The 11,885-nt window shown below is 74.7% G+C and carries 11 protein-coding genes; 5 read left to right on the top strand and 6 right to left on the bottom strand.

Annotation, left to right across the window (positions count from 1 at the left end):
- Positions 1–238: 238 nt before the first annotated feature.
- The 3 genes from ggt to CRP52_RS05040 all read left to right on the top strand — a co-directional run bounded on the left by ggt (position 239) and on the right by CRP52_RS05040 (position 3,788).
- On the top strand, positions 239–2,029 hold the full coding sequence (ggt, locus tag CRP52_RS05050) for a gamma-glutamyltransferase (protein ID WP_097235281.1): 1,791 nt from the start codon (positions 239–241) through the stop codon (positions 2,027–2,029).
- A gap of 131 nt (positions 2,030–2,160) precedes the next feature.
- Positions 2,161–2,964 (top strand): exodeoxyribonuclease III, encoded by an 804-nt coding sequence (locus CRP52_RS05045; RefSeq protein WP_097235280.1) that lies wholly within the window; start codon positions 2,161–2,163, stop codon positions 2,962–2,964.
- 212 nt (positions 2,965–3,176) lie between these two features.
- Positions 3,177–3,788 carry a hypothetical protein gene (locus CRP52_RS05040; RefSeq protein WP_097235279.1) on the top strand — a complete coding sequence of 204 codons (612 nt, stop codon included), beginning with the start codon at positions 3,177–3,179 and terminating at the stop codon, positions 3,786–3,788.
- 70 nt (positions 3,789–3,858) lie between these two features.
- Here CRP52_RS05040 and CRP52_RS05035 read toward each other — a convergent pair whose 3' ends face one another.
- Positions 3,859–4,608, bottom strand: a complete 750-nt coding sequence (locus CRP52_RS05035) for a lysoplasmalogenase (RefSeq protein WP_097235278.1) — start codon at positions 4,606–4,608, stop codon at positions 3,859–3,861.
- Between the two features lie 287 nt (positions 4,609–4,895).
- Between CRP52_RS05035 and CRP52_RS05030 the strand changes: the two genes are divergently transcribed.
- The gene (locus tag CRP52_RS05030) at positions 4,896–6,695 is read left to right on the top strand and encodes a DUF2398 family protein (protein WP_097235277.1); all 1,800 of its coding nucleotides are present in this window, start codon (positions 4,896–4,898) and stop codon (positions 6,693–6,695) included.
- 97 nt (positions 6,696–6,792) lie between these two features.
- Here CRP52_RS05030 and CRP52_RS05025 read toward each other — a convergent pair whose 3' ends face one another.
- The 3 genes from CRP52_RS05025 to CRP52_RS05015 all read right to left on the bottom strand — a co-directional run bounded on the left by CRP52_RS05025 (position 6,793) and on the right by CRP52_RS05015 (position 8,468).
- Positions 6,793–6,972 (bottom strand): hypothetical protein, encoded by a 180-nt coding sequence (locus tag CRP52_RS05025; RefSeq protein WP_097235276.1) that lies wholly within the window; start codon positions 6,970–6,972, stop codon positions 6,793–6,795.
- Between the two features lie 220 nt (positions 6,973–7,192).
- A complete protein-coding gene (locus CRP52_RS05020) occupies positions 7,193–7,588 on the bottom strand; it encodes a MerR family transcriptional regulator (protein ID WP_097235275.1) in 396 nt (131 codons plus the stop codon).
- A 43-nt stretch (positions 7,589–7,631) separates the two neighbouring features.
- Positions 7,632–8,468: an alpha/beta fold hydrolase gene (locus CRP52_RS05015; RefSeq protein ID WP_097235274.1), complete on the bottom strand. Its 837-nt coding sequence runs from the start codon at positions 8,466–8,468 to the stop codon at positions 7,632–7,634.
- Between the two features lie 312 nt (positions 8,469–8,780).
- Between CRP52_RS05015 and CRP52_RS05010 the strand changes: the two genes are divergently transcribed.
- Positions 8,781–9,923 (top strand): sulfite oxidase, encoded by a 1,143-nt coding sequence (locus tag CRP52_RS05010; protein ID WP_097235273.1) that lies wholly within the window; start codon positions 8,781–8,783, stop codon positions 9,921–9,923.
- Between the two features lie 111 nt (positions 9,924–10,034).
- Here the strand turns inward: CRP52_RS05010 and CRP52_RS05005 are convergent, their stop codons facing one another.
- Positions 10,035–10,685: a TetR/AcrR family transcriptional regulator gene (locus CRP52_RS05005; RefSeq protein ID WP_218893065.1), complete on the bottom strand. Its 651-nt coding sequence runs from the start codon at positions 10,683–10,685 to the stop codon at positions 10,035–10,037.
- A 156-nt stretch (positions 10,686–10,841) separates the two neighbouring features.
- Entirely contained in the window at positions 10,842–11,753 is a 912-nt protein-coding gene (locus CRP52_RS05000; protein WP_306458839.1) for an acyl-CoA thioesterase, read from the bottom strand.
- Positions 11,754–11,885: the final 132 nt, after the last annotated feature.

The following is an 11,885-nucleotide window of genomic DNA, read 5'->3' as shown; positions in this document are numbered from 1 at the left end:
GCGCGGCGGACGGCTGGCAGCCGACGGCTGACAGCTGACAACTTTCAGCGAACAGATTTCAGCCGACAGCTTTCAGCGAACAGATTTCGTTTTCTGTTCGTTGAAAGCTGTCGGCTGTCCGCTCCTCCCGCCCTGCTCGCCTTCGCCCCGTCAACTACCCGTTGGTAGCCGTGTGGAGTGGTTGTCGGATCATCACTCCTGTGGAACAACTGAGTTGACGTCGACTCAGGAGGAACGGATGAGGGCGCTGACCCGCCTGGCACCACCACTGCTGCTCACCACCGCGCTGGTCTGGTCCACCGCGCTGCCCGCCGGGGCCGCGGCCCCGCCGCCCAAGGTGCCCGAGGCGGTGGGCTGGGGCGGCGCGGTGGCCACCGTCGACGCCGACGCCACCGCCGCCGGGATCGAGGTCCTGCGCAAGGGCGGCAACGCGGTGGACGCGGCGGTCGCCGCCGCGGCGGCCCTCGGGGTCACCGAGCCCTACTCCTCCGGCATCGGCGGCGGCGGGTACTTCGTCTACTACGACCACGCCACCGGCCGGGTGCACACCATCGACGGCCGCGAGACGGCCGGCCGCAGCGCCGACAGCGGCCTGTTCCTGGAGGGCGGCAAGCCACTGGCCTTCGCCGACGCCGTCACCAGCGGCCTGTCCGTCGGCGTCCCCGGCACTCCGGCCACCTGGGACGCCGCGCTGCGCCAGTGGGGCACCCGCTCGCTCGCCCAGACCCTCGAACCCGCCGAGCGGATCGCCGACCACGGCTTCGTCGTGGACGCGACCTTCCGCGGCCAGACCGCCGACAACCAGGCCAGGTTCAAGGACTTCCCGGCCACCGCCGAGCTCTACCTGCCCGATGGCAAGCCCCCCGAGGTCGGCACCGTCCTGCGCAACCCCGACCTCGCCGCCACCTACCGGCTGCTCGCCAAGGACGGCGTCAAGGCTTTCTACCAGGGGCAGTTGGCCCAGGACCTGGTCAACACCGTGCAGCACCCGCCGGTCGACCCGGCCTCCGGCCGCAACGCCCGCCCCGGCCGGATCGACACCGCCGACCTCGCCGCCTACCGGGTCCGCGACCAGGCGCCCACCCACGTCTCCCACGGCGCCTACGACGTCTACTCGATGGCCCCCTCCAGCTCCGGCGGCACCACCGTCGGCGAGGCGCTCAACATCCTGGAGGACGGCGGCGACGTCTCGACGTACAGCGGCACGCAGTACTACCACCACTTCCTGGAGGCCTCCCGGATCGCCTTCGCCGACCGCAACCGCTGGGTCGGCGACCCGGCGGCCGTCGACGTCCCCACCCGGCAGCTGCTCTCCGAGCGCTACGCCGCCTCCCGGGCCTGCCTGATCAGCCCCGACCACGCCCTCACCAGCCCGCTCGCCCCCGGCGACCCGCGCCACCCGGCCGACTGCGCCGACACCGGCCAGGCCGTCGCCGAGCCCTACGAGGGCCCCAACACCACCCACCTGACGGTCGCCGACCGCTGGGGCAACATCGTCTCGTACACGCTCACCATCGAGCAGACCGGCGGCAGCGGCATCACCGTCCCCGGCCGCGGCTTCCTGCTCAACAACGAGCTGACCGACTTCGACTTCACCCGGCTCGCCCCCGGCGTCCCCGACCCCAACCTGCCCGGCCCGGGCAAGCGGCCGCGCTCCTCGATGTCCCCGACCGTGGTGCTGCGCGACGGCGAGCCGTTCCTGGCCACCGGCAGCCCGGGCGGCGCGACCATCGTCACCACCACCCTGCAGGTGCTGCTGGGGCGGCTCGACCGCGGTCTGAGCCTGGAGCAGGCGATCGCGGCGCCGCGCGCCAGCCAGCGCAACACCGCCGCGACCCAGGCCGAGCCCGCGTTCCTGGCCCTGCCCGAGCGGGCCGGGCTGGAGGCGCTCGGGCACGCGTTCGGCCCGGTGGCCGAGATCGGTGCCGCCACGGGCGTCGAGCGGCTGCCGGACGGGCGCTGGGTGGCCGCCGCCGAACCGGTGCGGCGCGGCGGCGGCGCGGCCGCGGTGGTCCGGCCCGCGCGCTGACCCCTGGCGGTCGGCGGTCGGCGGTCGGGGCCGTCCGGACTGTCAGTGCCGGGCGGTATGTTCGGGGTGGGCCTTCTCCGCGAGGGGCGGCCCACCCCGTCCGTACCGAACCACCGGGAAGGCCGCCCGCCGTGACCGTCCGCATCGCCACCTGGAACATCAACTCCGTCACCGCGCGGCTGCCCAAGCTCCTGGAGTGGCTGGAGAGCGCCAAGCCCGACGTGCTCTGCCTCCAGGAGCTCAAGTGCGCGGCCGACGCATTCCCGTACGACGAGGTCCGCGAGCTCGGCTACGAGACGGCCGCGCACGGCACCGGCCGCTGGAACGGCGTCGCCATCGTCTCCCGGCTCGGCCTGGAGGACGTCGTGCGCGGTCTGCCCGACCAGCCCGGCTACCTCGCCGACGGCGCCCTGCTGCCCGACGTCGAGCCGCGGGCCATCGCCGCCACCTGCGGCCCGGTCCGGGTCTGGTCGGTCTACGTGCCCAACGGGCGCGAGGTCGGCCACGCGCACTACCAGTACAAGCTGGAGTGGCTGGAGGCGCTGCGCAAGGCCTCCGTCGAGGACGCGGCCGGCCCCCGCCCGTTCGCCGTCCTCGGGGACTTCAACATCGCCCCGGCCGACGAGGACGTCTTCGACGTCGCCGCCTTCGAGGGCCTGACGCACGTCACCCCGGTCGAGCGCGCGGCGCTGGAGGCCCTGGGCGGGATCGGCCTGCACGACGTGATGCCGCGTCCGCTCAAGTACGACCGCCCCTACACCTACTGGGACTACCGCCAGCTGGCCTTCCCCAAGAACCGGGGCATGCGGATCGACCTCACCTTCGGAAACAAGGCCTTCGCCGATGCCGTCACAGACAGTTACGTCGACCGCGAGGCCCGCAAGGGCAAGGGCACCTCGGACCACGCGCCGGTCGTGGTGGACCTCGACCTGTGAGGTCTGTGAGGCCAGTGAGGCCAGTGAGGTCGTGGGGCCCGTCAGGACGAGCGCCGCACGTCACGCCGGGTAGCGGGCCGTAACTCGAACGGTCCTGAGCGCTGGCTGAGCACGGGGCGCGTACCTACCGTCGGTGAGTGACCGGGTGCAGTTGATCGACCACGTGGACACGGACGTCCCCGGCTGCGCCCGAGAATTCCGGAGGTTCCGGCATGCGCCCCATGCGTACGGCCGCCGCCGCCCTGATCGGCGCGACGGCGCTGACCGGTCTGACGGCCCCCCTCGCGTCCGCCAGGGACGGTTCGGCCTCGGTCAGCCCGTCCCAGGCCGCACCGGGCCAGACCGTGACGGTCACGGTCTCCTGCGAGAAGTCCGACAAGCCCGAGGCGAAGACCATCACCGCCCACTCCGCCGCCTTCGAGGGCGGCCCGGCGACCCTCACCCTGGGCTCCGACGGCAAGCACACCGGGTCCGCCCGGCTGGCCTCCCAGCACAGCGGGGACAGCAAGGTCGACGGCACCTGCCCCGACGGCGGCGCCTTCTCCACCAGCGTGACGGTCACCACCATCACGGCCACCACCCCGGACAAGGGCCCCGACAAGGGCCTCGACAAGGGCCTCGGCGACTGGGGCCAGGCGGCGGGGGAGTGGGCCGGTTCGCTCGGGCAGTCCGGTGCCGGCAGCCAGCAGGTCGCCCCGCACGGCGCGGTGAAGACGGGCCTCGGCGGCTCGGTCGTGGCGGACCCGGCGGAGCTGGCCGGCGGCCTCGCGCTGGTCGCCGGCGGTGTCGGCGGCTTCTGGCTGCTGCGGAGGCGTGGTGCCTGACGGCCCTCGCCCCTGCCCCAGCCCTGTGCCGCGCCACCACCCCTGACGGGACCGGTGGCGCGGCGGCATGTCAGAGCGTCCGGGGTTCCAGGCGGCCCTGCGGGCGCTCGTTCCGCGTGAACTCGTCCCGCGAGAGCCCGTCCTCGTGCGCGAGGATGCCGCTGGTCAACAGGTACTGGGCCAGCACGTAGGTCGCCATGATCCAGAACTGATGACCCGGCAGTTCCCGCCACTTCGCCAGCTTGGTGGCGATCAGCGTGTCGGAGAGCAGGAACAGTGCCCCGCCCAGCCCGGTCCGCCAGCCCAGCCCGGCCGAGGTGACGGCCGTCGAGGTGAGCAGCAGGCTGTAGCCGGCCACCGGGACCTGCAGGTCCCCGAGGTCCGGCCAGAGCCGGCCGACCAGGCCCACCCAGGCCGTCGCGTACGCGGCCGCGACCACCAGGGCCCGGCGGCGGTCGGTGAGCGCGCCGCGCTGGACGAACATCGTCACGTAGCAGACGTGCGCCGCCGCGAAGGAGCCCATGCCCGCGAGGAACGCGGGGTCGTTCTTCAGCTGGAGCAGTACGTCCCCGCCCGCGCTCAGCAGCAGCGCCGGCGCCAGCAGCTTCGGTGCCTCCCGCTCGGCGGTCCTGGCCGCCGCCACGCTGTGCGCGGCCAGCAGCGGCATCAGGGCCGGCTTGGTGGCGTTCTGCAGCACCGATGCGCCGGACAGGATCGAACCCAGGTGGGCCGCCGAGGTGGCCGCGAAGCCGCCCAGCAGGCCGGTGGCCGAACGCAGGCGCGCGCCGAGGACGGCGCGGGTGGTCGTACGGATGCTCATGCTGGCGCGTTCCTCCGACGGTCGGGCGGTAGGGGGATCCGCACCGACCTTAAGGGAGGCGGCCGCGCGGCGGAAGGACAGGTTACCGGTGCGTAACCCCGGTGGCGTCCGGCGGATGACGCGGCGGTGGGCGTACGGCCTGCAGCGGGCGGTCGAGGGCGGGGGGTCGGCGGAGCTGGTGCGGAGCGGAGGGCGATCGGCCGGTTCGAGGGCTCTTGCGGAGACTTTCCCGGGACCCCGGTTGCTGCCACCGGGTGACCCGGGCACCGTCTAGTCTGGACCCCGACATGGATCAGCAGGACTACGCGGTCGGCGCCACCCGGGTGGCCGTCGGCAGGCCGGACGGACGCGCAGGCGGGGCAGGGCGGGGAGCCGCCCACCCCTTCCTTGCCGTACGCGAAGCCGTGGGCGCAGCCGCTGCTGACGACCCGCAGGCCGCCGCCCCCGGCGGCGTCCCCGGCGCTGCCGCTGCCCTGTCTCCCGACCCTGGACTGCTGCGGCTGGCCCAGTGGTTCGCCGCCGCCACCCCCGGCACCGCCCACGACCTCTGCGCCGCCTCCTTCGGCCTCTACCCCGCCCGCCACTTCGGCGCCCCCGCCGTGCCCGCCGACCCCGACGTCAGCTGGTGGCACGGCCCCACCGCCCACGCGGCCGCCTCCCCGCGCTCCCTCGCGGCCCGCACCGAGGGCGGCCTGCGCCGGGCCCGCCGTGACGCCGCCGCACTGCCCGTCGTCCGGTCAGGGGCCAAGCCCGGCAGGCCCGGTCGGCACCGCAAGCCCGAGATCAACGGCGTGCTGCCGGAGACCATGGGGGGACCGGAGGCGCCGGAGACGCCGGCAGCCCCGAGGGTCGCCAGCCCGTCGGCGGCCCCGGTCGCGCAGGATCGTTCCGGCGAAGAACTCCCCGCCGCCGAACGCCGGATCGCCGCCCGGCTGCTGCTCGCCCACCCGCTGGTCACCGCCTCCGGCCCGCACGCCGACGGCTTCCCGCTGATCCGCCGTCACCGCGACTGGCTCGCCGAACGCTTCGACACCCTGCTCGGCTACCGCCTCGACGTGGGGCCCTGGCACGCCCGGCTCTGCAAGGCCGGCCTCGGCCCCGGCGCCGCCCGCCGGCTCGAACACCCCGCCACCGGAGCCCCCTTCACCCCCGGCGGCTACGCCCGACTCGCCCTCGCCCTGGCGTTCCTGGTCGACGCCCCGGAGCAACTCGGCTACCGGCAGCTGCTCGACGCGATGCGCGCCGCCGCCCCCGAGCCGGCTGCTTCCGTCGATCCTGCCGATTCCGCCGATTCCGCCGATCTCGACATGGCGCTCGCCGCGCTGGCCGGGTGGCAGGTACTCGGTGACCTGCCGTCCGACGCCGACGACGACACCTTCGTCCTGACCGTGGACCGCGAACTCGCCCGTGCCGTGCCGGTCGGCCCGCCCGCCCTCGCTGCCGACGCCGCCGACCTCATCCGCCTCGCCGCCGAGGCCGAGCCCGCCACCGCCGTACGCCGCCTGCTCGCCGAGACGCCCGCCGTCCTCGCTGCCGACCTCCCCGAGGAGCGCCGCGCCTGGCTGTACGAGCACCGGCTCAGCGGCCCGGCCGCGCTCGCCGAATTCCTCGGCCTGGAGGCCGAGCTGCGGGCGGAGGGCGTCGCCCTGCTCGACCCCGCCGCCGAACTCACCGACCTCGCCCTCCCCGGCGTCGGCACCCTCGCCCAGGCCGGCCTGCTGCTGGTCGAGCGCCTGGTCGAGGAGGTCCGCCCGCTGCCCGGGGAGAGCAGCGAGGGCGACGTCCCGATCCCGGACGCGCTGATAGACGGCGTCCTCGGCGACATCGCCGACGAGTACGGCCTCCCGGCCCGCTACCTCTCCGACCGCACCGCCCTGCGCCGTGACGCCCTGGACTTCCTCCTCCGGCTCGGGCTGATCACCCCCACCCCCCAGCCCAAGCGCCCGCCGACCTGGCACCTCCGCCCCCACGCCGCCCGCTTCGCCCCGACCCCGGACCTTCAACCCGTCCCCGGCACCGGCCGTCACTCCCGCCGCGAGCCCCTGCTCCCGCCCCCGCCCTCCCCGCGCACCGAACTGCGGGCGTAGCGGGGCGCCCGCCGAAGCAGAAGCAGACGCAGAAGCAAAAGCAGAAGCACCGCTCCCCTCGGGTGGGGTGGCGGTGCCGGGACGGCGAGGTGTGCGGTTACTTGCTGGCGGTGGTACTGGCGTGGGGGCCGTGTCGGACGGTTTCCACGGTGGCGCCGACGCCCAGGGTGCCGAGGGCGATGGAGGCGAGGACGGCGGTGCAGGCGAGCAGGCGGCGGTGCCGCTGGGGGAGCGGGAAGCGCGGTTCCTGGTAGGGCGCCTGAGGGCTGGCGTTCATGCCAGGGAGGTTTCCAGGGCGGCGTGAACGGTCGGTACGCGCGGGTGAAGTCCGGACGGGGGTTGGGCGTCGGTTGGGCCGCGTACGCCCCACCCGTGGTGAGCGGGGCGTATGTGCTGGTCGGCGTCGACCGTCCGGATCGCCGACGGCGACCCGGACTGCGTCCCGCAGGCCGTGCTGCGGGTGGAACCTGGAGGGGCCGGCGGCCGGATCCGTCCCGTCAGGCCGCCTGTTCCACTGCCGCTGCCGCGGCTGCTGTCACCGCCGGGGTGCGTGCGGTGGAGAGGTAGCGGGAGAGCGCCTGGCGGCTGCGGGTGAGGTCGTCGATCCGGGCGTCCAGGTCGGCGAGTTCGCCGCGCAGGGTGGCGAGCAGGTTCGGGCAGGCCTCCAGGACCGGGACGGGGCCGGTGGCGCAGGGCAGCAGTTCGGCGATCACCCGGGTGGTCAGGCCGGCCGCGAGCAGACTGCGGATCTGCCACACCCGTACGGTGTCCTGCTCGCCGTACTCGCGGTAGCCGGCCGTCGTCCGGGCGGGCCGGAGCAGTCCCTGCTCCTCGTAGTAGCGGAGCAGGCGGGTGGACACCCCGGTCACGCGGGCGAGTTCTCCGATGCGCATGATCGGGCGAACGTCCCCGCGGGCCGGGGTGTTCCCGTACAGGTCAGCCCCGGTCGGAGCCCTTGACGAACTCCAGGACCACGTCGCGCAGTTGGGGCAGCACCTCGACCATCGGCAGGTGCCCGCTGGGGAGTTCGACGAGGCGGGCGCCGGGGATGCCCTCGGCCAGCAGGCGGTGCTGGGACGGCGGGACGAGCATGTCCTCGGTCGTGCTGACGACCAGGGTCGGTACGGCTATCGCGGCCAGCTCCGCGCGCACGTCGACCGTGCCGGCGAGCCGGAACTGCTGCGGGAAGCCGGACGGCAGCGGGGACTTGAGCGCCTCCCGCAGCCCCGCGAGCTGGTCGGCGGGCAGGGCGTCCACCCACGTCCCGCCGAACACGACGGTGAGCATCAGTCGGACGAGGTCGTCGGGCCGCTCCTCCAGGTCGACGATCAGGTCGGAGAGCATCCGTGTCCGCGCCGAGCCGCCGGCCACGCCCGCGAGCAGCAGCAGCGAGCGGACCCGCCCGGGGTGGCGGGTGGCGATCCGGACGGCGACGGCGGCGCCGAGCGAGTAGCCGGCCAGGTCGAAGGTCTCCAGGCCCTCCTCGTCGGCGGTGGCGACGAGCCGGTCGGCGAGCTCGTCCAGGGTGCGCTCGCCGGGCTCGTACGGGCTGTTGCCGGAGCCGGGGTAGTCGGGGGCGACGACGGTGCGGTGGGCGGCGAGCTCGGGCAGCAGCGGGCCCCAGTTGTCCCGGGCGCTGCCGCCGGCGCCGTGCGCGAGCAGCAGGCCGGGGCCGGAGCCCTGCACGATCCGGGCGAGCGGCGCGGGCTGGGCGAGCGGCGCGGGCCGGGCCGATGTGGCGGACCGGGCGAGGGGCGTCGAGGTGGACGGCATGGTGGTGCTCCTTCGTGGGCGTTCGTGGGCGGTGGTTCCTCCGACAGCGAGGACGGTAGGTGCTCACACCGGTGAGAAGGTCAAGAGAGAGGTTCGGTACGGAACGGCCGAAACGATTCGGCGATGGGCCCGGAGGCGGGCCTGCGGCGGGAGGCCGTGGTCACGCAGCGCGTCGGAGCGCCTACGCTGGGACGACGGAGGGGCGTTCGGACAACGGACGGACGCCCTTCGCCGCCGGGGCGCTCACCGTGCCCGCGTCGGCCGCGCCGGTGTCGCCCCGGGCCGGCGGCCGTCGAGGAGGTGCCAAGGCCCATGTCCGGAAGGCTTCCGTCTGCCGACGTCCCGTGCGGGATCGTCAAACCCCTGCCCGCCGAGTGGTTCGTCCCGCACGGCACCAATGCCGAGATGCGCTGGGAGGCCCTGCGCGACGCCGACGGTTCGGCGGCTGTCGGCCGGCACGTTCCGGTGGAACGGTTCTTCGTGCGCAACCACACCGGCACCCCGCTGATCGACCCGGACACCTGGCGGCTGAGGCTGTTCGGCAGCGGCCTGCGCGACGCGCCGACGGCCGAGCGGCCGGTGGAGTTCGATCTGGCCGGCCTCCGGGCGCTGCCCGCGACCCGGATCAGCGCCGTGATCGAGTGCGCGGGCAACGGCCGCGACTACTTCCGCCGTCAGCAGGGCCAGTGCGTCCCGGGCACGCCGTGGACGCTCGGCGCGATCGGCTCGGCGCTCTGGCGGGGCGTCCGGCTCGCCGAGGTGCTGCGGGCGGCCGGGCTGACCGGCGACGCGGTCGACGTGCTGCCGGTCGGCCTGGACGCGGACTACGTGCTGGACGGCGTCAACCACGGCCCGGTGCGCCGACCGCTGCCGCTCGCCAAGGCACTGGACGACGCGCTGCTCGCGTACGAGATGAACGAGGAGCCGCTGACCCCCGACCACGGCGCGCCGCTGCGGCTGGTGGTGCCCGGCTGGGTGGGCATCGCCTCGATCAAGTGGGTCGGTGCCATCGAGGTGGCCGACCACCCGCTCCACTCACCCTGGAACACCGACTTCTACCGGATGTTCGGCCCGGACCACCCGCCCGGCGGCGGTGCTCCGCTCACCACCCAGGTGGTCCGCAGCGCCTTCGAACTGGCGCCGGGCGCGGTGCTGGCGGCCGGGCGCGCCCACCGGTTGTACGGACGCTCGTGGTCCGGCACGGCGGCGGTGCGCCGGGTCGAGGTGAGCACCGACGGCGGCCGGACCTGGCGGCGCGCCGCGCTGCAGGGCGGGGCGCAGGCCGACGACTGGGCGTGTTGGAGCGTCGACTGGCGCCCCGAGCGGCCCGGCAGGTACGAGCTGCGCGCCCGGGCGACCGACCGCCGGGGCAACACCCAGCCCGAGCGGGAGCCGTTCAACCGGGAGGGCTACCTGTTCGGCGCGGTGGTGGCCCACCCGGTGACGGTGGTCTGAGACCGCCCGGTGACGGTGGTCTGAGACCGCCCGGCGGCGGTGGTCCGATCCGACTCGGGTGACGGGTGGTCCGAGCCGGGTCGGTGACGCCGGTTTCGAGCCTGCCCGGGGTCAGCCGGTGGACTGGACCTCGTACGGGGCGGGGTACCGCGTCTCGTACGGGGTCAGCACCAGCCGCACCACGTCCTCCAGGCGCCGCCGGGCGTCTCCGAGCGTGGTGCGGCCGGTCACCCAGGCGGTCAGCTCGCCCTGCCAGGCGTGGGCGACGATGTGCCGCACCAGGTCGCTCGCGGCGGCCGGCACCTCGGCCGTCACCGCCTGCAGGGCGGTACTGTCGGCCCGGGCCATGCCCTGTAGCGCCTCGCTGGCGAAGGGGTCGGTGGAGGCGGCCACGGCCACCCGCAGCCGGGCGAGTTCGGGCTGCCGTTGGTAGGCCCGCATCCCGCCCCGGACGAACCGGACCGCCCGGTCGGTGGCCCCCGCACCGCCCCTGGGCCCGCGCAACTCGGCCACCAGGTCGGCCAGCAGCAGGCGGTGCCACTCGGCGATCGCCGCCGCCAGGAGGTGGTCCTTGGAGGAGAAGTAGCGGTACGCCGTCCCCAGGGCGACTCCGGACCGCTCGCAAACCTGCTTCATCTGCAGCCGCTCGACGCCGATCTCGTTCACCAGGGCGAGCGCGGCCGCGATCAGGGATTCGCGGCGTTCGAGCTGACGCGGAGACATCGCCTCCACCGGCCGTGGTGACAGGTCAACCTTGGTCACCCGCACCATGATACGGGGCGGGGCCGCTCAGGAGTATGACGCCGACCGGCCCCCTTCCGTTCGCCGGGAGGTCACCGGTCCTCCCGGCGGGGTGCCGGGGCGGGCCGGGCGGCGGTCGGATACCGGTCGGGTGCCGGTCGGGCGTCGGGTCGGGTGCTACGGCTGGCGGCGGATCAGGGCCTCCTGGACGGCGGAGGCGACCAGGAGGCCGTCCCGGTCGTAGAACTCGCCGAGCGCCAGGCCCCGGCCGTCCGAGGCGGACGGGCTGCGCTGGGCGAACAGCAGCCACTCGTCGGCCCGGAACGGGCGGTGGAACCACATCGCGTGGTCCAGCGAGGCCATCAGCAGGGTCGGCGGCTCGGTGCGCTGGAAGAAGTTCTGCTGCTCGTCCAGCCCGGCGGTGGCGGCCAGGGTGAGGTCGGAGAGGTAGGCGAGCGCGCCGGCGTGCAGCAGCGGGTCGCCGTCCGGCAGCCGGGAGGCGGTGCGCATCCAGACGAACTGCTGGAGCAGCCCGGGCGCGGCCGGCGGCACGCCCGGGGCACCCGGAGGGACGAAGCGGACGTCGAGGTCCTGGAAGCCGCCGGTCGCCGCGACCATCCTGCGGACCTCGGCGGGCGCGTGGGCGACGGCGTCCGGCAGGGACTCCGGGTCGGGCAGCGGCGGCATCCCGCGGCGGCGGTCGGCGGCCGGCTCGGGGTGCTTGAAGGAGGCGGTCAGCGAGAAGATCTCGTTCCGATCCTGGACGGCCGTCACCCGGCGGGTGGTGTAGGAGACGCCCTCGCGCACCCGCTCGACCAGGTAGTCGATCGGCCGGGCCGGGGTGCCCGGGAGCAGGAAGTAGCCGTGCATCGAGTGCACCGGGCGCCGGTCCTCGACGGTGCGCCCGGCGGCGACGAGGGCCTGCGCGGCGACGTGGCCGCCGAAGGTGCGCATCGGGGCGCCGGCGTGGCAGAAGCCCCGGAACGTGTTCTCGTCCAGCTGCTCCAGCGCCAGCAGATCGGCGAACGGGGCGGTCGGCCGGGCGGTCGGCTGGGCGGCCCGGACGTGCGGTTCGGTCAGGTCGGTCACGGGGCAATAGTGGCAGAAGCCAACCGTGTCGTGGTGTGACGTGGGTAACGCCCAGGGGGCGGGGCGGGCTGTGTGCGGCCCCTGGTCGCTCTGTCGGCGATCTGTAGAACACGTTTCAGTCCAGTAGCGGCC

Source organism: Streptomyces sp. 1331.2, from assembly GCF_900199205.1.
Classification (GTDB): domain Bacteria; phylum Actinomycetota; class Actinomycetes; order Streptomycetales; family Streptomycetaceae; genus Kitasatospora.
The sequence above is the reverse complement of the archived record's forward strand: the minus strand, read 5'-3'. Positions and strand labels throughout refer to the sequence as shown.